Genomic DNA, 20,286 nt, shown 5'->3' on the forward strand with positions numbered 1-20,286 from the left:
AGGACGAAATTGGCAACCCAGAAACCTACGTTGTTCGCGGACAATTTCATGTTCCTCGAAGCGCCGAAATGGCGAGATGACCGCTTGTGGGTATCTGACGTTTTCGATCATAAGGTCTGCGCCCTCTCGGCCGAGGGGCACCCCAAGACGTTCTTGTATGTGCCCAACCGACCCTCTGGGCTGGGGTTCCTTTCCGACGGAAGCTTGATTGTGGCTTCCGCCAAGGATCGCAAGCTCCTCAGGTACTTCCCTGGCACACAGTTGGTTGACTACGCCGACCTGTCAAAACACGCGACCGGTTGGCTGAACGATTTCGCGATCGACGAACATGACCGGATCTACGTCGGAAACTTCGGGTACGATTTCGCGGCTGGTGAAGAACGCAAGACGACTTCGCTCCACAGGGTCGATCCGGACGGCACCGTCGAAGAAGTCGCCGACGAAGTCGATTTCCCAAATGGGTCCGTCGTCATCGATAACGGCAGAACCCTCGTTGTTGCGGAGACCTGGGAAGGCCGCCTCACTGCCTTCGACATCGACGAAGCTGGCAGGCTGAGCAAAAGAAGGCTATTCGCCGATCTTGGAAAACGGCAGCCCGACGGCATTTGCGTTGACGCCGAGGGGGCGATCTGGGTCGGTGCCTACAACACCGGTGAATTCTTGCGGGTCCTCGATGGCGGCAAGATCACCGATTTCGTCCAGTTCGAAGGCTCCGGCATCTCCTGCACGCTCGGGGGCAACTCGGGCAGCACGCTGTTCATGACCGCTTTCATCGGAACCGAGGGCGACATGGCGGCGGGCAAGCGCAACAGTGCGATCTTCACGATCGACGTCGAAGTCCCGGCTGGCGCGTAGCCCAAGCCCAGGTGTTAGAAACTGATATAAGTAAACGTTATAACTCCCTGCCGCGAATCCGACTTTGCGTTGCCGGCGGACGGGCGCGCCGATAGCGTGGCCACTCATCGATACGTTGGAACGGCGCCCAAATGCATCCCGTGCTTTCTTTCCCCGCGCTCGCGGGAATGACCTATCCCTCGCTTGAAGAGCGCGACCTTCTGCGGATCGTGCCTGGGCCGAGAGATATCCTTGCGTTGCCGGAAGCCGACCGCCGCGCCGTCCAGGTCCTGATGACCAGCGCGTCGCGCGGCTGCAGCGTGGAGCTTGCCCAAGCGTTGCCAAACTTGCGCTTTGTCGTCTCGCAAGGGGTCGGAACCGAACTTATCGACGGTGACGCATTGGCTAAACGCGGTGTGAAGGTGCGCCCTGTTGGCGAAGCCTTGACCGACGATGTCGCGGATCTTGCCATGGCTCTGACGCTGATGTCCTGCCGCGGGCTCGTGCGCGCCGATGCCTTCGCGCGCAGCGGCCAATGGCAGAATGGTCGATTCGAGGTTGGTGACAGTGTGGTCGACATGACCATGGGTATCGCGGGCCTCAGCGGTCGGATCGGTCAGGCGATCGCCGCGCGGGCATCCGTATCGAGAATGAAAATCGCCGGGCTGGACCGCCCATCGAACATGGGGCTTGGCGCGTCTCTGCACGCGGACTGGAAGGCCCTTTGCGCGGCGTCGGACATACTCGTCCTGGCGCTGCCGGGGACGCCTGACCTCCAGCATGTCATAGGCGCCGAAGAACTTGTCGCATTGGGTCCCAAAGGCCGGCTCGTAAACGTTGGCCGCGGGAAACTCGTCGACACGGACGCGCTGATCGAAGCGCTGGAGAAGGGCATCATCGCCGGGGCGGCGCTGGATGTACTGGATAGCGAACCCGATGTTCCCGAACGTCTCGCCGTGTTGCCCAATGTCGTCCTCTCTCCGCACATCGGGGGGCAGACGTGGGGCCAGCGGGCGCGGGGGGCCAGGATCGCAGAGACCGAGGTCCTGAGATTCCTCCAGGGCGAAGAAGAATAATGGCTTTCCGGCGTCCAGCTCGACGCGCGAAGGTCGGACCATGTGAACCTCTGGCCAGCAAATCGGCTTGAAAAGGGACGAAACCAGAAATGAGCGACAAGCCCAACCATCCGTATCCACCCATTGGCCTTCTCATAGATGGCGAATGGATCTACGACCGCCCGGCTCTTTGCGATGTGGAAAATCCCAGCGATGAGTCCATCCTGGGCCAAGTGCCCAAGGCTACAGCGGAAGACCTTCAGAACGCTCTGGAATCGTCCGCGCGAGGTTTCGAGGTCTGGCGCAGAACACCTCCGACCGAGCGCGCGGCGATCATGCGCCGCGCGGCGGGTCTCGTTCGTGAGCGGGCGGCCGATATCGCGCCGATTTTTACGATGGAACTCGGCAAGACGCTTTCAGAATCTCTCGCCGAGATCGAAAGATCGGCCACGTTTCTCGACTGGGACGCGGAAGAAATCCGGCGCCTGTATGGCCGCATCGTTCCCACAGACCCGCCTATACAACAGTTTGTGGTGCGCGAGCCGATCGGCCCTGTCGCAGCTTTCACGCCTTGGAACGTGCCGATGAGCGCACCGTCGCGAAAGATCAGCGCATCGTTGGCGGCAGGATGTTCCGTTATTCTCAAGCCTGCGGAAGAGACACCGGCGACAGCATGTCTTTTCGCCCAATGCTTCCTCGATGCCGGCTTGCCCAAGGGCGTCTTGAATGTGGTCTTCGGCGATCCGGACGAAGTTTCCCGCACTCTCGTGCTTTCCCCGATAACCCGCCTCGTCACCCTGACTGGATCGATCAACGTCGGGAAACATCTGACGCGGCTCGCCGCCGAGACGATGAAGCCGGTCCTGATGGAATTGGGCGGACATGCCCCGGTGCTGGTGGATGAGAACGTTGATCCCGACTCGATCGCCCAGCTGGCCGTGAACTGGAAATACCGGATGGCGGGCCAGTTCTGCTCCGCGCCCTCCCGGTTCTTGGTTCACCGCTCGGTCTACAGCGATTTCGTCGAGAGCCTCGCTTCCAAGGCGAGCAAACTTGTAGTCGGAGACGGGTTCGCTAAAGACACGCAAATGGGGCCGGTCGCCAATCGCCGTCGTCTGGACGCGATGTCCGGTCTGGTCGAGGACGCGGTCGCACACGGCGCGCGGGTGGTCACAGGCGGCCAGCGCGTCGGTAACCGCGGTTGGTTCTATGCCCCCACTGTTCTTGCGGACGTGCCTCTGGACGCAAGGATCATGAAAGAGGAGCCGTTCGGCCCGCTCTCCCCCTGCGCTCCCGTCGATTCCATGGATGAGGCGCTTTCGATCAGCAACAGTCTCGACATGGGTCTGGCCGCGTTCGTGTTCACAAATTCGATGGAGCGCGCGGACCACCTCTGCCGCGAACTGCAGGTCGGCTCTGTCGCGCTCAACGTGTTTACCAGCCCCGGGGCGGATGCTCCCTTCGGCGGATATCGCGAGAGCGGTATCGGCAGGGAAGGCGGACCGGAGATGTGGAACAGCTACACAGTCGCCAAAACGATTGCTGAAAGGCGTGTGCGGGTCTAGAAACCAGAAGGCGTCGCCCGCGTTGGCGGGCGCGAATTGTGTCGGTGCTATTGGAAATCGATCCTAAGAAATTGCTATACTTTGCCACTGTCATCGAACAGGGCAGCCTCAATCGCGCCGCGAAATTGCTCAGCGTTTCCCAACCCGCCTTGTCCACCTCCATGAACAGGCTCGAGGCGGAACTGGGAATGCAGCTGATCGAGCGCGGTCCCAAGGGCATCGTGACAACGAGAAGCGGGGATATTCTTTACTGCCACGCAAGGGTAATCCGCGAGGAAGTGGAGCTCGCCGAACGAGATCTCTTGAACTCGCTAGATGTTCACAACGAGGCGATCAGGCTGGGAAGCCTGCCCAGCCTGGCGAGCAAGATCGTGCCGATGGCCATGCGAAAATGGCGCGACGCACATCAAGACGGACAGTTGCAGGTCGTCGAAAATGCTCAGGTTGACCTTCTGATCGGATTGCTGCGCCGGGACTTTGACTTCGTGGTCGGGTTCACCGAGGTTTTCGACATGCTGGACGGGTTGCGCCAGAGGGTTTTGTTTCGGGATACCCTGCGTGTCATCGCTCGAGTGGATCACCCGTTGCGAAAGTCGGAAAACCTGACATGGGAGCAGCTCGTTCAGTACCCGTGGATAAGCCCCACATCCCGCCGCACGCACACCGTCCTCGACCACATCTTGAAAACCATGAACCTAGCACTTCCTAGCCAGGTGACCGTGTGCGGGTCAGTTTCGCTCCTAAAGTCGTTGGTGGCCGAGACCGACCATATAGCCTTGCTCCCGGCCCATGCTGTTCATGAGGAGATTGCCGAACAACGCCTGCTTCCGCTTGCGTTCGACGATCCCGTGCTCAGCCGCGACATCGCCGTCTTTTTTCGGGAAGGCTACCAAATGGACCAGCCGCGAAAGGATCTGGTTACCTGCATCGCGGAAGTTGGCTTGGAGCTCTGCCACGACCACAACGGGCATCAGGACGTTCGTCACGTTTAATCGCCGTTGAGATCTTGGGGCCAATTAAAGCCTTCCAGGGAACCCCAGTCCCTGGCGGACGGCAACGTCTTTCAGTGTGCGGGATATCATCCGCCCATCTCCGCCCGGCAATGCGCTAACCTTGGCCCCCGGCAATCGGGAGTGAACCCGCCGACTTTGGGCGGCGGGTACGTTGTTGCACCATGGATGGATCAGAACTTCGGCAACGTTACAACGAAAAACAGCGATTCTTCGTTGGCCTTTATGTCGACCGGAGCGTCCGACGGGGTTAATTCCAGCGCTGTCTTGTCGCCGTACGTCTTGCCTTCGACCGTGATGTTCCCCTTGCTCATGAAAAGCACGTCGACCTGAGACCGCGATCCCGTATTGTATGTCGCCCCGGCTTCGACCTTGATGAAGCTCATCTTGGTGTTGCGTTCTGTGAACGTGCCCAAAAGCTTCGAGTACACACCTGGCCTTCCCGTTTCGATCCAATCGTACGAGTCTGGATCCATCATGATGACATCGTCATACCGCGGCTTGGCGAGGACCATCTTCCTTCCGGTCGCTTCTTCGTAGCAAGCGGCCGCGCCATCCATATTGTGCTTTTGGCCCTTTTCATCCACCCAGGTGAAAACGCCGCTCTTGAATTCGCCTTTTGCCTTCAGAGCCTCATTGGCTGCTTCCCGCCGGGGTGTGCTCAGGAAGCCCGCGCCGCTGGCACCACCGAACTGTATGACCATCATTTCCAGCCCCTCGGGCCGATCCTGCGGACCGTAATGCACGCTCTCAGGAAAATACGCCACCGAACCCTCGTCCATGATCTTGTGAGGAGCTGCCGGATACCTGCCCTTCAGCACGTAGCGGATCTGATCAAAGTTATGGCGGTGACGGGGCGTGCCCCAGCCGCCTGATCCCGTCAGGCCGACATTCAGCAGATAGTTGTTGGGGGAATCGTCATCGCCCTGCAGGAGAAACTTCTGGTCGAGCTTGCCGTCTCTCATCGAACCGACCGCGCCACCCTCGGCTGTTGCAAATTCTCCGATACGCATCTTCTCACTCCTCTCGTCTTCGGGACCAAACCGTCGGCTCCAGGACCGAACTGTCGGTCCCCAGATAAACCCAAACCGGGGGGTCTCGGTATCCTCCAATTTCGGCAGCTATAACATCACGTTATTCCGGGTGGGGTCTCGGAGGGCGTAAGGACTTGATAAGCGTAAGTGTTGACTGCAAAACCTAAGGCACCGCCTGAACGGGCGAATTAAAGCAACTCGCGATCTGTTCGCGAGTCTTCTGGATCGACCATGTTCAATTTGGAAACGCCCTCGAAGAACCTTACGAAATCCAAGATGGATTCAGGCGGAGTGGCCGTCGGAATGGTTGTACGACTGATGCGCGGTGTCGAGATCGCCGCTATCGCCAAGAGTGCGGGCTTCGATTGCCTCTACATAGACCTGGAGCACTGCAGCTTTTCGCTTGAGACAGTCAGTCAGATCAGTCTAACGGCAACCGCGCTGGGCGTGACACCATTGGTTCGCGTCCCCGGTATCAACAAGACCGAAATCGGCCGGGTTTTGGAAACAGGCGCCCAGGGCGTGATCGTACCCCATGTGGAAAACCGGGCCGAGGCGGAGGAAATCGTGGATGCCTCCCGTTTCCCCCCGCGCGGAAGTCGCTCTCTGCTCGCGACCAATGCCCATACTCTCTTCCGTGGCGGGCCTGCGGCCGAGGTCATGGAGGACATGGAAGAGGCGACGCTGGTCGTCGGCATGATCGAATCCGCGATAGCGGTCGAGAACTCCGACGATATCGCGTCGGTCGATGGAATGGACATGCTGTTGGTCGGCACCAACGACCTTTGCAACTCCTTTGGGGTTCCCGGTGAACTGGATCACCCGCGGGTACGCGAGGCGTACGAGCATGTGGCGGCGGTTTGTAGGGCAAGGGGCAAGCATCTCGGGGTTGGAGGACTGAATTCTCGCCCGGAACTCGCCAAGGAAATGATCCGTCTGGGGGGACGCTACGTGTCCGCGGGAAGCGATACGGGTTTCCTGATGAGTGCCGCGACCGCGACCGCCCGGTTGTTCCGATGACATTTTGGACCGCGGCATTCTGCGGTCCAAGCATTCTTCGATCCGCCGGCCCCTGGTTGGCCGCGCTCTTACTGGAGGAAAGCCCGTGACTGTTGGAACTGCCGAACAAATTGCTCCAGAAATCGAGGTTCCAGCAGAGGCGCGCAACTTCAGCGTAGAGGACCGTGTCGTCATCGTGACCGGTGCGGGCCAGGGGATCGGCCGCGAACTGGCACGCCAGTTCGCCGCGGCGGGTGCAATCCCCGTCATCGCTGACCTTGGCCTCGAGAACGCGCAGTCAGTGGCGAAGGAGATCACGGCCTCGGGAGGCAAAGCCCTCCCGCTGGTCGTGGACGTGGCCAAGAAGGACTCGGTTGACGAGATGGTAGCGGCGACGTTGGCCAAATTCGGCCGCGTGGATGTCCTGATCAACAACGCCTCGCTTTTTTCCAACCTGGCTAAACGTCCTTTCGACCAGATTCCGCAGGCCGAATGGCAAAGGGTGATGGACGTCAACATCAACGGGGTGTTCTTCTGCTCCTCCGCGGTCGTCGGCAGCATGCGCAAAAACCGTTTCGGTCGCATTATCAACATTTCGTCGGACTCGGTGCATCGCGGAACCAAGAACTACCTCCATTACGTCACGTCCAAGTCGGCGCTGATCGGCATGACGAACTCCCTGGCCCGCGAACTCGGGGCTGAAGGAATCACGGTGAACTGCATCCGGCCCGGCACTGTGGCGACGGAAGTCGCCGAGCGCGCCGCCAGCCTCACTCCGGAAGTCCGTCAGCGCAATATCGACCTCCAGTGCATCCCGAGAACCATCGTGCCCTCCGATCTCGCTGGCCTCGCGATGTTCCTTTCAACACCTGCGGCCTCCTTCATTACCGGGCAGACAATCGCCTGCGACGGTGGGTACACCCACAGCTTCTAACGGCCGGAGGCGGAGAGTGTTATGAAACATTATGGCAAACTGTACATCGACGGGGCATGGGTGGATCCTTCGACCCCCGGCCAGAAACCTCTCGTCGATCCGTTCACCGAGGAGCCGTTCGCTACAGTCGCCACTGGCGGCAACGCGGAAGATGTCGACAAAGCCGCCAGAGCGGCACGCGGGGCATTCGCTGCATATTCTGAGACTTCTCTCCAAGAGAGGATGTCGCTCATCGACAGTATCATCGCGGCTTACGAAGAGCGCGCCGACGATATCGCGGAGGCGATGGCCCGAGAGGTCGGCATTCCGGTAAGCGCCAAGGCGCAAGTGACAGGTCCGGTCGGCCATATCAAAGTGGCGCGCGATCTGCTCAAGACCTACAGGTTCGAGACCCACATCGGTGATACAATCGTACGGCGTGAGCCTATCGGTGTATGCGCCCTCATTTCACCGTGGAACTGGCCCACGCAGACTCCGGTCATCAAGGCCATTTACGGCATTGCAGCCGGGTGCACCATGGTGCTCAAGCCGTCGGACGCTTCCCCGGTCAGTGCCGTCATCCTGGCGGAGATCTTCGAGAAGGCGGGCGTTCCGAAGGGCGTTTTCAACCTCGTTATCGGGCGCGGTAGCGTCGTCGGCGAAGCCATGTCCAGGCATCCCGAGATAGATATGATATCGTTCACCGGCTCCACCCGGGCGGGCGCGCGGGTGGGTGAGGCCGCCGCGCAGACCATCAAGCGGACATCGCTGGAACTTGGCGGCAAGTCGGCCAACATCGTCCTTATGGATGCGGACCTCGAGAGGGCGGCACGCTGGAACATCCAGCGTTGCTTCTTCAACACCGGGCAGTCCTGCCACGCGCCGAGCCGCATGCTGGTGCATGAAAGCCAAATTGAAACGGTATTGCCTTATCTGGCGGATGAAGTCGCAAAATACAAACTTGGAGATCCGCGCGACCCCGCCACGACAATGGGACCTGTGGTCAACAAGGCGCAGTACGACAGCATCCAGAACTACATCCAGTCCGGGCTGGACGAAGGCGCGCGTCTGGTGTGCGGCGGTCCGGGCAAGCCTGACGGCGTCAACCAAGGCTTCTTCGTGAGGCCCACAGTCTTCGCGGACGTCATGCCAGAAATGACGATCGCCAGGGACGAAATCTTCGGGCCGGTCCTGGCGGTGATGCCCTACACGACGGAAGAGGAGGCGCTCCGGATCGCCAACGATTCTCCCTACGGTCTCGGTGGCTACGTCTTCGGCGCAGACCGGAAGAAAGCCTATGAATTTTCCAGCAGCCTCAAGGCGGGACGCATCTGCTTCAACGGAGCGGCTACCAACTCCTACAGCCCCATGGGCGGATACAAGGAGTCTGGCATTGGCCGTTCCATGGGCGCCGTCGGTCTCGAGGAATATCTCGAGATCAAGTCGGTCTACGGCTTCGAAGAGGAGGCGGGCCAACTGCCCGAATTCATCCGGTGACAGCGGTGGGGTCCGCGGCAGGAGCGTCGTCCTGCGAGCCGAAGACGGAAGGATGCCAGTGCGGCACGGGTACGTGCTCGCGGACGTTCTCCTGGTTTCCGCCAGGCGACGGAATGCTACCGGTGCGCTTGCCGATCGGTTTAGACCACAAAGCGTCCGACACGTTCGGTCATGGAATGGAGCGCAAGCAATGAACGTCGGTGTCGTCGGACTGGGCTCCATGGGGTATGGGATCGCCGCGTCGCTCCTCCGGGCGGGGCATAGCGTTTTCGGCGCTGACATCAACCCGGAAGCGATTAAGCGCTTGCGCTCCGAAGGGGCCTCAGAGGGCGATGCTTCATCCGCCGCTTCCGAACTCGAGGCGCTGATGGTTGTGGTGCTGAACGCCGCGCAGGCCGAAGAAGTCCTCTTTGGCGATCGTGGTTTGGTAGCCAGGCTTTCCCCGGCATCCGTCGTTGTGCTGTGCGTCACCGTCGCCCCGGACTACGCGCGCAATGTCGCCCGGCGATGCGGCGACCGGGGTGTGCACTTTCTCGATGCGCCGATCTCAGGTGGCTCCGTCAAGGCCGCGCAGGGCAAGCTGTCGGTTATGGCTTCAGGCACGCCGGAAGCATTCGCCGCCGCGCGCCCGGCTCTGGATGCGATGGCGGAAAACGTGTTCGAGGTCGGTGACAAGGCGGGCGCTGGCTCTGCCATGAAGGCCGTCAACCAGCTGCTTGCAGGCACCCACATCGCGGTGATGGCCGAGGCCATCACCTTTGGGATGACGCAGGGGATCGATCCAGCCACTTTCCTGAAGGTCATTCCGAATTGCGCCGGCACGAGCTGGATGCTCGAGAACCGAGCGCCGCATATCGCAGCCGGCGACTACACGCCCCATTCCGCCGTCGATATCTGGCTCAAGGACCTCGGAATTGTCCTGGACGTCGCGCGCTTGTCCAAGTTCTCCGCGCCTGTCACGGCGGCGGCGCTTCAGCAATTCGTCGCAGCTTCTGGCATGGGGCTCGGACGCGAGGACGACGCCGCAGTGGCCAAGGTCTACGCACGGAATGCTGGCCTCACGCTGCCGGAGAAGGGCGCGTGATGGAGTTTGGAGGAACCGGTCAGGCGGGAAACAACGTCCACAAGACTTTTTTCGGCGCGATCGCGGATGACTTCACCGGAGCGACTGACCTCGCGGGTCTTCTCGCGAGATCAGGTGTCCCGGTTTCTCTGCGGATGGGCGTTCCCGAAACGCCTCCTACTGACTCCTCGCCCTTCGAGATCATCGCTTTGAAGTGTCGGACGGCTCCGGTCGAAGAGGCGGTGTCCGAGACCCAGGCAGCCCTCGATTGGCTCCGACGGGCGGGCGCGCAGAGATACTTCTGGAAGTACTGCTCGACCTTCGACTCGACCGCACGGGGCAATATCGGCCCCGTGGCCGAAGCCTTGATGAACGCCTTGGGGACGGACCAGACGGTCTACTGCCCGGCGTTTCCCGAGAACGGCCGTGCGATCTTCATGGGAAATCTTTTCGTCGGAGAGCAGCCGCTCGCCGAAAGTCCGATGAAGGACCATCCTCTAACTCCCATGCGTGACTCCAATCTGATGCGGCTCCTGCGGCCCCAGGTAACCCACCCGGTTGGACTCGTGAACAGACTCGTCGTTGCCAAGGGCGCGACGGCGCTTCGCGGCGAGCTGCAACGGCTTCGCGCTGACGGCATCGCCCACGTTGTCGTGGATGCTGTCTCCAATGACGACCTTCATGTCATCGCGGACGCGTGTCGCGACATGACCCTGATGACGGGAGGGAGTGCGGTAGCCATGCCGCTGCCCAAACTATGGTTGGAGGAAGGGCTAATCTGCCGGGATCACGCGGTCGGCAGGGCGCGCGCGGAGGCTGGCCCCGCGATCGTCCTTTCTGGCAGCTGCTCTGCGATGACCAATCGCCAGGTTTCCGCATATCTCGCAAGCGGTCATCCCGGGCTCCGGCTCGATCCCCTGGATCTTGCGGAAAAGGGGGAGGGGAGTGCGGCCGAATGGCTGTCTAGCCGATCCCCGGACCAGACGCCGATCATCTATGCGACGGCCGAGCCGGATGAAGTGCGACGGGCGCAGGAAAGGCTCGGCGTGGAACGCGCGGGCGCGGTGGTCGAGCAGACCCTGGCCGCTTGCGCCGTAAAGGCCCGCGACCTGGGTTTCAGGCGCTTCGTGGTAGCCGGCGGGGAAACGTCGGGCGCGGTCACGAAAGCTCTCGACATTCGGAAACTCGACATCGGCTCCGAAATCGCACCTGGTGTTCCGTGGTGTTTCGCCCGCACTGCCGGACATGAAGTCGCGATCACGCTCAAGTCCGGCAATTTCGGCGGTGAAGGCTTTTTCACGGACGCGCTCGAAAGGTTGGGCACATGACAGAAGATGCCCGACTGCGCGAACAGATATGCGCGCTGGCCAAGTCCATGTTCGAGCGGGGATTGACCCACGGATCAACTGGAAACATATCGGCGCGATCGTCCGATGGAGGCCTGCTTGTCTCTCCTACCGGGACTAGCTTCGGTCGGCTCGATCCGTCCCGGCTGAGCCGCTTTGACGCGCAAGGTCGGCATATCGAAGGTGACAAACCCACCAAGGAAATGCCCCTGCACTCCGCGTTCTACGACACGCGAAGCCAGACTGGCGCTGTCGTCCATTTGCATTGCTGTCACGCCGTCGCGTGGTCGATGATGCCCGATGCCGACGAAGACGACTTCCTTCCGCCACTCACGCCCTATGCCGTCATGCAGTTGGGCCGCGTCAAGTTGCTTCCGTTCTTCCGGCCGGGTGATCCAGCAATGGGTACCGCAGTGCGTGGGCTAGCTGGCAAGAGGTCGGCGGTCATGCTCGCCAGCCACGGCCCGGTCGTGGCGGGCAAAGACGTCGAGGCTGCTTGCACCGCCATCGAGGAACTGGAGGCCACCGCGCGGCTGGCGGTGCTGATGCACGGCCATCGGCCGCGCTTGCTGACCGAGCGGCAGATCCAGGATGTCGTCACGACGTTCAACGTGGAGTGGGACGTATGAAGTTTTCGGCCAATCTGGGTTTCCTTTGGGCCGACCGTCCGCTGCCGACCGCGATCAGAGAGGCCAAGTCGATGGGATTCGACGCGGTAGAGTGCCACTGGCCTTATGACGCGTCAGCAGCATCCGTGAAAGCGGCACTGGATGAAACGGAGCTCAGCATGTTGGGCCTTAACACGCGTCGCGGCGACACATCGGTCGGGGAGAATGGGCTCTCTGCGCTGCCGGGCCGGGAGGTTTCGGCACGCGCGGCGATCGACGAGGCTCTTGCCTACGCTTCGGAAGTGTCCGCTGGCGCTGTCCACGTCATGGCGGGCAACTCGAGTGGGCCGCTTGCGCGGAAGGCGTTCTGCGACAATCTTGCTTACGCTTGCGAAAAGGCGGGTGAGGGGGTCACGATCCTCATCGAGCCTCTGAACCACCACAACGCGCCCGGTTACTTCTTGAGCGGCACGGCTGTGGCCGCCGACATCATCCGCGAAGTCGGTGCTCCCAACCTCCGGATGATGTTCGACTTCTACCATGTGCAAATCATGGAAGGCGACGTGACCAGGCGGTTCGAAACAATGCTGCCGTTGGTAGGGCACGTCCAGATCGCGGCGGTGCCGCATCGTGGGAAACCCGACCACGGCGAACTGGACTACGACTACGTGCTGCGGCGCGTGGCGGACCTGGGCTGGGACAAGCCGATCGGGGCGGAATACATACCGGAAGCCAATGTCGAACCAGACATGAAGTGGCTCGCCAAGTACCGACAACTGAATACGCGGCAGATCTGACCTGGCGGTCGGAGGTCGAAGGAGAAAAAAGAACCATGGTAGAAAAACCGGTTATCGGTTTTATCGGGTTGGGCCTGATGGGCCACGGCATGGCTAAGAACATCCGCCAAAAGGGCTATGATCTATGGGTGCGTGGTCGCTCCAACCGCGCGCCTATCGAAAGCCTGCTGGCATTGGGCGCGAAGGAAGCTGCCAGCCCCGCCGACATGGCGGCCAAATGCGATATCATCCACCTCTGCCTGTCAACTTCGGCGCAGGTCGAAGACGTGCTGAGGGGGAGCGACGGCATACTCGCGGGTGTTCGTCCCGGCTTGATCGTGATCGACACTTCCACCGCCGATCCAGGCTCGACAGTGAAGCTTGCCGATGAGCTCATGTCGAGGGGAGCGCACATGGTCGACGCGCCGTTGGGGCGAACTCCGAAAGAGGCCGAGGCTGGCACGCTCGATGCGATGGTCGGATGCGACGAGGCTCTTTTCGACACCGTCAAACCAGTCATCGAATGCTGGGCAGGTACGATCAAACGAATTGGTCCCGTCGGAAGCGGTCACAAAATGAAGCTGCTGATGAATTTCATCGGCATGTCGTACGGGGCGCTTTATTCCGAAGTGGTTGTCCTGGGGGCTAAGATCGGCATATCGCCACAAACCATAAGGGATGTGATCGGCCCAAGCCGTATGGGCAACGGGTTCTTCGAGACCTTCATGCGCTACGTCGTCGATCGCGACAGGGACGCCCACAAGTTCGCTATCTCGAATGCCGCGAAGGACCTTCGCTACATCAGCAATATTGCGGCGGATGCCCGCGTGGTAACCGTCATGGCTTCGGCGGCCCGGCATTATTACGCACACGTCGAGGCGATCGGTCGAGCGGACGACTATGTGCCGATGCTGAGCGACCATGTAGGCGCGCTCAACGGCGTGAACATGGAAAGCGAATCGAAGAAAAACAGCGAGAAGTGACACCGGTCCGCCCCTCGCGATCCGGGTTAATCCGAACACGAAGATGGGACGTGCCGGCGAGCCCCGGTGCCAACGGTCTTCCAGGCAGGAAACTGGCATACGGCGATTGGGGAACCAATTGATCCGCAATTTCATGGGCTCGGTTTTCAATGCGTCCGGCGAATTTCGCCTCCCAAGGCAGCATGCGACCCGATGGTATCTATCCGATACCATCGGGTCGAACGACAAATCGGTAGAGGGAAACAATATTGACCAACATTTTCATCCCTCGTGAGCTCGACGCCAACGAACCACGCGTTGCGGCCTCACCAGATACAGTGAAGCGGCTGGCGGCGCTGGGGTTGGACGTGATCGTCGAGACCGGCGCCGGCACCAGGTCGCGCATTCCCGACGAGGAATTTGCCAAGGCAGGTGCCGCGATCGGCAAGGCTGCGGATGCCGGCAAAGCCGATGCGGTGCTGAAGGTGCGCCGGCCGACGGATGCGGAGCTTAAGGGCTATAAATCGGGCGCGGCGGTCATCGCCATCATGGATCCCTACGGCAATGACGCCGCGGTCGCGGCCCTTGCCAAGGCCGGCGTCACCGCCTTCTCCATGGAATTCATGCCGCGCATCACCCGCGCCCAGTCGATGGACGTTCTGTCCTCGCAGGCCAATCTCGCCGGCTACCAGGCGGTGATCGACGGCGCATCGGAATATGACCGGGCGCTGCCGATGATGATGACGGCGGCAGGCACGGTGCCGGCGGCGAAAATCTTCATCATGGGTGTCGGCGTCGCTGGGCTGCAGGCGATCGCCACGGCGCGCCGCCTCGGCGCCGTCGTCACCGCAACCGACGTTCGTCCCGCCGCCAAGGAACAGGTCGCCTCGCTCGGCGCAAAGTTCCTCGCCGTCGAGGACGAGGAGTTCAAGGCGGCCGAGACCGCCGGCGGCTACGCCAAGGAAATGTCCAGGGAATATCAGGCCAAGCAGGCTGCGCTCACCGCTGAGCATATTGCCAAGCAGGACATCGTCATCACCACGGCGCTGATCCCCGGCCGCCCGGCGCCGAAGCTGGTGTCGGCGGCGATGGTCGCCTCGATGAAGCCGGGCTCCGTGCTCGTCGATCTGGCGGTCGAGCGCGGCGGTAATGTCGAGGGCGCCGAGGCCGGCAAGGTGGTGACCACGGCCAACAACGTCAAGATCGTCGGCCATCTCAACGTGCCCGGCCGTGTCGCGGCCTCCGCTTCGCTGCTTTATGCCAGGAACCTGTTTGCCTTCCTCGAGACGCTGGTCGACAAGACGACGAAGCAACTCGCCATCAACCGCGACGACGAACTGGTCAAGGCAACGATGCTGACCGATAGCGGCAAGGTCGTGCATCCGGCCTTCGCCAACGCCGACCAGCAGCCTCATGTCGAGCCGGCGGCGATCCCGGCCGCGACCATGGTCGCCGACGCTTCAGGTAAACCCGCAGCTGCAAAGAAGGCCTCGCCCAAGAAGGCGGCCGCACCCAAATCGCCCTCGTCGAAGCCGAAAGGGATCGCGTGATGGACCAGACCCTGCAGAAAGCCCTCGATCAGCTCGACCAGGCCTCGGCCGCCGTTCGGCTGGCGGTGCAGAATATGGCGACCGCGCCTGGCGGTGCCGATGCGGCGGGTGACGCCGCGCACGCGCTGTCCGGCGGCGCCATCGATCCCTTTGTCTTCCGCTTCGCCATTTTCGTGCTGGCGATCTTCGTCGGCTATTATGTCGTCTGGTCGGTGACCCCCGCCTTGCACACGCCGCTGATGGCGGTCACCAACGCCATCTCATCGGTCATCGTCGTCGGTGCGCTGCTCGCCGTCGGCATCGCGGCTTCCGGCATCGCCGCCGGCTTCGGCTTCGTCGCGCTGATGCTGGTCTCGGTCAATATCTTCGGCGGCTTCCTCGTCACCCAGCGCATGCTGGCCATGTACAAGAAGAAGGACAAGTAGAGCGCCATGAACGCCAACTTCGCGTCCTTCCTCTATCTGGTTTCCGGCGTCCTGTTCATCATGGCGCTGCGCGGCCTGTCGCACCCGACGACCAGCCGTCAGGGCAACCTCTATGGCATGATCGGCATGGGCATCGCCGTCGCCACCACGCTGGCGCTGGCGACCCCGTCAGCCGGCCGCTTCGGCCTGATCGTGCTCGGCCTCGCCATTGGCGGCGGCGTTGGCGCCATCACCGCGCGCCGCATCGCCATGACTTCGATGCCGCAGCTGGTTGCGGCCTTCCACTCGCTGGTCGGCCTTGCCGCCTTGATGGTGGCCGCGGCCGCCATCTATGCGCCCGAAAGCTTCGGCATCGGCACGGCGGGCGACATCCATGCCCAGGCGCTGATCGAGATGAGTCTCGGCGTCGCCATCGGCGCCATCACCTTCACCGGCTCGGTCATCGCTTTTTTGAAGCTCGACGGCCGCATGTCGGGCAAGCCGATCATGATCGGCGGCCGCCACTTCATCAATGCCGCACTTGGCATCGCGCTCATCGTGCTGATCGTGCTGCTGGTCACCACGGAGTCGAAACTGATCTTCTGGCTGATCGTGGCGGCTTCGTTGGTGCTCGGCATCCTCTTGATCATCCCGATCGGCGGCGCCGACATGCCGGTTGTCGTGTCGATGCTCAACTCTTACTCCGGCTGGGCGGCGGCGGCGCTTGGCTTCACGCTCGGCAATCTGGCGCTGATCATCACCGGCGCGCTGGTCGGCTCGTCGGGCGCCATCCTGTCCTACATCATGTGCAAGGGCATGAACCGCTCGTTCATCTCCGTCATCCTCGGCGGCTTCGGCGGCGAAACGGCAGCGGCGGCTGATGACGGCATCGAACGTACGGTCAAGCAGGGCTCGGCCGACGACGCCGCCTACCTGATGATGAACGCGCAGAAGGTCATCATCGTGCCTGGCTACGGCATGGCGGTCGCCCAGGCACAGCATGCGCTGCGCGAAATGGCCGACAAGCTCAAGGCCAACGGCGTTGACGTGAAGTACGCCATTCATCCGGTGGCCGGCCGCATGCCCGGCCACATGAACGTGCTGCTCGCCGAAGCCAATGTGCCTTACGACGAGGTGTTCGAGCTTGAGGACATCAACTCCGAATTCGCGCAGGCCGACGTCGCCTATGTCATCGGTGCCAACGACGTCACCAACCCGTCCGCGCGTGACGACAAGTCGTCGCCCATCTACGGCATGCCGATCCTCGACGTCGACAAGGCGCGAACCTGCCTGTTCGTCAAGCGCTCGCTCGGCTCTGGCTATGCCGGCATCGATAACACACTGTTCTACAAGGACGGTACCATGATGCTGCTCGGCGACGCCAAGAAGATGACGGAAGAGATAGTCAAGGCCATGGATCACTGACGGAGCGGCTCTGGCCTTTCGGCCACCGGAACATACACACGCGCGGCAGTCCGTGCGCAGTGCGGCGGCCTTTTCAGTTTTGAAGAGATGACATCTGAGCCGGGGCATTGCGGGGCGCGGCACCCTTGCCGTCAGCCGAGAAAATGGCGAGGAGAACCACCGTCCTTCGGTGGCGCGGAGACCTAGACGGAATACTGTCGCACGTTTCTTACCGGGCCAGAACGCGTAATTGGATTCTGCTCTAAGTCAGCGAACGCAAGAGTCGCCAGTGATTCATCTTTGCGTACGGCGTGAAAGACGTTCGCGGGCGGAGCCACTTACCCAACGCTGGTCCGGTGCTACGGTGTTCCTTGCGCAAGCGGAATTTCCAGGAAGCCAGATAGAAATAGAGGGAAATCTGACGCAGCGAAGTAGAACGGCAGCGTGTTCATTCCATTTTTGGTTCTAGCTGGCCAGAGCACGGATATTTCAATGGCTGGGGTTTTTGAGGTTAGTCGGGTGCGCGGACATGGCGCATCAAACCTCCCCAGTTTGGTGACCACAACCGGGAGGAGATACAGAAATGAACAAGAAGATCAGTCGAATACTGTTGGGTGGACTTACCGCCGCGTCGTTGATGGCGAACGCCGCATCGGCGAAGGATTTGGTGTTCGGTCTTATCCCGAATACCATGGCCTATCCATATGATGTCGTCCTCGTGAACGGTTTCAAGGAGAAAGCCGAGGCGAACGGCGTCAAGGTTATTTTGCTCGACCCCAAAATGAGCATGGAAACGCAGGCGAACCAGATCGACGATCTCATTCTCCAGAAGGTCGACGGTATCGCGTTCATGCCAAACGACTCCGTCACGGTCCAAAGCCTTGTCGACAAGGTCGCCGAGGCGGGAATTCCCATCGTTGCCTCAGCCGTGCCCGTAGGGGATCCGAACACGCACCCCGTTGACTACGTTTATCCAAATCTCACCGCTCTCGTAACGACAAATGACATCGAGGCGGGGCATGTCGCAGGTATCTATGCAGCGGGCGTGCTCCCGAAAGATCGCGAAGCAAAGATCGCGGTTGTCGAAGGTGCGCCGGGATTCTCCGTCGTGAAACAGCGGCAACAGGGATTCGAGGCGGCGTTGAATGAGGCGAAGATCAAATTCAAGATCGTCTCGTCGCAGCCATCTGACTGGACGCCGGCATCCGGCGAGCGGATCTGCCAGAACGCATTGATCGCAAATCCGGACCTGGACATGATCTTCAGCCATGCTGACGATATGGCCATCGGTTGCGCCAAAGCCATCGAAGCCGCCAGTGCCAAGGCTCTCCTCATCGCGACCGGCGGCGGATCAGACCTCGGAGACAACTCACTCACCTCTGGCGAGATGGACGCCTCAGTCTGCACGCAACCGAAACTGATCGGCGAATTGTCATTCGACGCGCTCTTCAAAGCGGTGAGCAATCCGGCGGAGGCCAAGAAGGGTCAGTACATCGACTACAAGCTGTTTCCGCTTACGAAGGAAAACGTGGGGGACTGCCCGCGCTGGTAAGTCGATTGAGCCATACCTTCATTGAATGCTGGGTGCCCTGGCACAAGGCGGAAAGCATGCAAAGCATTGGGAACCCCTTCTTTGCATGCTTACCGCGAATTTACTTCGCCCGGACTCCTGGACGAACGATCGTCGAGACGAGGCGGTCACAAACGCATGGGCTAGAGACGGCGTTTAGCAGGGCACGGAGCTCCGCCATCGAGTCTGGCCGCTTCGGTGCATACACGTTGCGGAGGGCGGCGGCTGTCGACTGTGGCGATAAATGAATGCGTCTTGCGTAGAGGAATGTGACGATGCGAATCTTGTTCACGGGCGGTAGCGGCAAGGCGGGTCGGCATGTGGTGAACTATCTCGCGGAGACAGGCCACAAGGTAGCCAATGTCGACCGTACCCCCCTTCGGCATCCGAAGGTGCGCGACATGCTGGCGGATTTGACTGATCTGGGCCAAGTCTTTTCCCTGATGCAGACCTATGCCGACGACGGCGAGCTCGATGACGGAATCGGACACCGCGGTTTTGACGCGGTTGTGCATTTCGCAGCATCGGTACCCGCAGGGCATATTCCCGTGGATTCGGAAACGTTTCGGATCAACGTGATGTCTACCTACAACGTGCTGGAAGCGGCTGCAAAGATGAAGCTACGGAAAGTCATCGTGGCTTCCTCCGAGACGACCTACGGAATCTGCCTCACTGATGGCGTCGTTGATCCCAAGTGGCTACCGCTGGAAGAAGACTACCCGATCGATCCCGTTGATGCTTACGGCCTTTCCAAGCGAGTGAACGAGGTAACGGCCGAAGGGTTTCAGAGACGAACGGGCGCGGACGTTTATGCGCTGCGGATTGGCAATGTCATGGAACCTTCCGACTACGCCAGGTTCCCAGGCTTTGCTGAGGATCCCGGCGCTCGGCGTAGATTGACGTTTTCGTATATAGATGCTCGCGATTTAGGCCAGATAGTTGATCTGTGCTTGCGCAAAGACGGACTGGGTTTTCAGATTTTTAACGCAAGCAACGATTCGAATTCGGTACCACAACCCAATTCCGAACTTCTGGCTCGCTTTTTCCCGACGGTCCCACTGCGGCGGCCGGTGGACGAGAACGAAGGACTGCTGTCGAACCGAAAGATCCGTGAAGTGCTTGGCTTCAAGGAGCAACACAACTGGCGGAAGTACGTCAAAATATGATGTGGCGCCTCGCTCCTAAGTCAGGCCCATCAGCGGCTCGCGACCATTGGTGGTGTAGTGGAGCCATAGCGTGCTTTCGCGACAGCCAGATTCCAGCCTCCGCCATCCATTTGCGCAACGTCTCTCGCGACACGACCAGGCCGTGGTTCGCCTCCAACTTCTCGGCCGCCAAGGTCGGCCCGAAGTCGAGATAGTGTTCCCGAACCAACTGAACCGCCAGTTCACCGATGCCGGCGACATATCGATGGTTCGACGGTCGTCCTCGAGCCTTGTGCCGAAGTGCTGCGGCGCCTTCGGCTCTGAACGCCTTCAGCAGACGCTGGACCTGACGCGTCGTCATATCCAGCACATGCGCCGCCGAGACAACCGTCATGCGCCGCTCCAAAACCTTCGACAGCACCTCGATGCGTTGCAGCTCGCGCTCGCTCATTAAGATCAGTCCCAACCCGCCATCTCCCTCGCTCATCGACGAGCAGGGCGACATTCCTACTTTGCCAAACCCGGACATTTTAACTAAGCTCCTACAGTTG

The 20,286-nt window shown here is 60.9% G+C and carries 18 protein-coding genes and 1 pseudogene; 17 read left to right on the top strand and 2 right to left on the bottom strand.

Annotated features, from left to right (window positions below; translation table 11 throughout):
* Positions 1 to 9 precede the first annotated feature (9 nt).
* From MESS4_RS30900 to MESS4_RS30915, 4 genes are all read left to right on the top strand, one after another.
* Positions 10 to 855, top strand: coding sequence for an SMP-30/gluconolactonase/LRE family protein (locus MESS4_RS30900; RefSeq protein WP_157385715.1), 846 nt, complete (start codon positions 10 to 12; stop codon positions 853 to 855).
* A gap of 131 nt (positions 856 to 986) precedes the next feature.
* Positions 987 to 1,910, top strand: coding sequence for an NAD(P)-dependent oxidoreductase (locus MESS4_RS30905; protein WP_006339962.1), 924 nt, complete (start codon positions 987 to 989; stop codon positions 1,908 to 1,910).
* Between the two features lie 89 nt (positions 1,911 to 1,999).
* Positions 2,000 to 3,454 carry an NAD-dependent succinate-semialdehyde dehydrogenase gene (locus MESS4_RS30910; RefSeq protein ID WP_006339963.1) on the top strand — a complete coding sequence of 485 codons (1,455 nt, stop codon included), beginning with the start codon at positions 2,000 to 2,002 and terminating at the stop codon, positions 3,452 to 3,454.
* Positions 3,455 to 3,492: 38 nt separating this feature from the next.
* Positions 3,493 to 4,446 carry a LysR family transcriptional regulator gene (locus tag MESS4_RS30915; RefSeq protein ID WP_244441250.1) on the top strand — a complete coding sequence of 318 codons (954 nt, stop codon included), beginning with the start codon at positions 3,493 to 3,495 and terminating at the stop codon, positions 4,444 to 4,446.
* Positions 4,447 to 4,637: 191 nt separating this feature from the next.
* Here the strand turns inward: MESS4_RS30915 and MESS4_RS30920 are convergent, their stop codons facing one another.
* Entirely contained in the window at positions 4,638 to 5,477 is an 840-nt protein-coding gene (locus MESS4_RS30920; protein WP_006339965.1) for a hypothetical protein, read from the bottom strand.
* A 252-nt stretch (positions 5,478 to 5,729) separates the two neighbouring features.
* Between MESS4_RS30920 and MESS4_RS30925 the strand changes: the two genes are divergently transcribed.
* From MESS4_RS30925 to MESS4_RS30985, 13 genes are all read left to right on the top strand, one after another.
* Positions 5,730 to 6,518, top strand: coding sequence for an aldolase/citrate lyase family protein (locus MESS4_RS30925; RefSeq protein WP_036242672.1), 789 nt, complete (start codon positions 5,730 to 5,732; stop codon positions 6,516 to 6,518).
* Between the two features lie 85 nt (positions 6,519 to 6,603).
* Positions 6,604 to 7,431 carry a 3-oxoacyl-ACP reductase family protein gene (locus MESS4_RS30930; RefSeq protein WP_006339967.1) on the top strand — a complete coding sequence of 276 codons (828 nt, stop codon included), beginning with the start codon at positions 6,604 to 6,606 and terminating at the stop codon, positions 7,429 to 7,431.
* A gap of 21 nt (positions 7,432 to 7,452) precedes the next feature.
* On the top strand, positions 7,453 to 8,907 hold the full coding sequence (locus MESS4_RS30935; protein WP_006339968.1) for an aldehyde dehydrogenase family protein: 1,455 nt from the start codon (positions 7,453 to 7,455) through the stop codon (positions 8,905 to 8,907).
* 190 nt (positions 8,908 to 9,097) lie between these two features.
* Positions 9,098 to 9,991 (top strand): L-threonate dehydrogenase, encoded by an 894-nt coding sequence (gene ltnD / locus MESS4_RS30940; protein WP_006339972.1) that lies wholly within the window; start codon positions 9,098 to 9,100, stop codon positions 9,989 to 9,991.
* Positions 9,991 to 11,298, top strand: coding sequence for a 3-oxo-tetronate kinase (gene otnK, locus MESS4_RS30945; protein ID WP_006339976.1), 1,308 nt, complete (start codon positions 9,991 to 9,993; stop codon positions 11,296 to 11,298). The genes ltnD and otnK overlap by 1 nt, the downstream gene beginning before the upstream one ends.
* Positions 11,295 to 11,945, top strand: coding sequence for an aldolase (locus tag MESS4_RS30950; protein WP_006339977.1), 651 nt, complete (start codon positions 11,295 to 11,297; stop codon positions 11,943 to 11,945). The genes otnK and MESS4_RS30950 overlap by 4 nt, the downstream gene beginning before the upstream one ends.
* Positions 11,942 to 12,721 (top strand): TIM barrel protein, encoded by a 780-nt coding sequence (locus tag MESS4_RS30955; protein ID WP_006339979.1) that lies wholly within the window; start codon positions 11,942 to 11,944, stop codon positions 12,719 to 12,721. Before MESS4_RS30950 ends, MESS4_RS30955 begins: the two co-directional genes overlap by 4 nt.
* A 35-nt stretch (positions 12,722 to 12,756) precedes the next feature.
* On the top strand, positions 12,757 to 13,683 hold the full coding sequence (locus MESS4_RS30960) for an NAD(P)-dependent oxidoreductase (protein WP_006339980.1): 927 nt from the start codon (positions 12,757 to 12,759) through the stop codon (positions 13,681 to 13,683).
* Between the two features lie 245 nt (positions 13,684 to 13,928).
* Positions 13,929 to 15,212, top strand: coding sequence for a Re/Si-specific NAD(P)(+) transhydrogenase subunit alpha (locus MESS4_RS30965; RefSeq protein ID WP_081609904.1), 1,284 nt, complete (start codon positions 13,929 to 13,931; stop codon positions 15,210 to 15,212).
* Entirely contained in the window at positions 15,209 to 15,637 is a 429-nt protein-coding gene (locus tag MESS4_RS30970) for a proton-translocating transhydrogenase family protein (RefSeq protein WP_023813594.1), read from the top strand. Before MESS4_RS30965 ends, MESS4_RS30970 begins: the two co-directional genes overlap by 4 nt.
* Positions 15,638 to 15,643: 6 nt before the next feature.
* The gene (locus MESS4_RS30975; protein WP_006339984.1) at positions 15,644 to 17,041 is read left to right on the top strand and encodes an NAD(P)(+) transhydrogenase (Re/Si-specific) subunit beta; all 1,398 of its coding nucleotides are present in this window, start codon (positions 15,644 to 15,646) and stop codon (positions 17,039 to 17,041) included.
* A 562-nt stretch (positions 17,042 to 17,603) separates the two neighbouring features.
* Complete coding sequence (locus MESS4_RS30980) at positions 17,604 to 18,572, top strand: sugar ABC transporter substrate-binding protein (protein WP_006339987.1); 969 nt, start codon at positions 17,604 to 17,606, stop codon at positions 18,570 to 18,572.
* A 287-nt stretch (positions 18,573 to 18,859) separates the two neighbouring features.
* Positions 18,860 to 19,756 carry an NAD(P)-dependent oxidoreductase gene (locus tag MESS4_RS30985; RefSeq protein WP_198292823.1) on the top strand — a complete coding sequence of 299 codons (897 nt, stop codon included), beginning with the start codon at positions 18,860 to 18,862 and terminating at the stop codon, positions 19,754 to 19,756.
* A 73-nt stretch (positions 19,757 to 19,829) separates the two neighbouring features.
* Here the strand turns inward: MESS4_RS30985 and MESS4_RS30990 are convergent.
* A pseudogene (locus tag MESS4_RS30990) lies at positions 19,830 to 20,201 on the bottom strand (helix-turn-helix domain-containing protein); the annotation flags it as partial.
* Between the last annotated feature and the right edge of the window lie 85 nt (positions 20,202 to 20,286).

This window comes from Mesorhizobium sp. STM 4661 (assembly GCF_000359125.1).
Classification (GTDB): Bacteria; Pseudomonadota; Alphaproteobacteria; order Rhizobiales; family Rhizobiaceae; genus Mesorhizobium.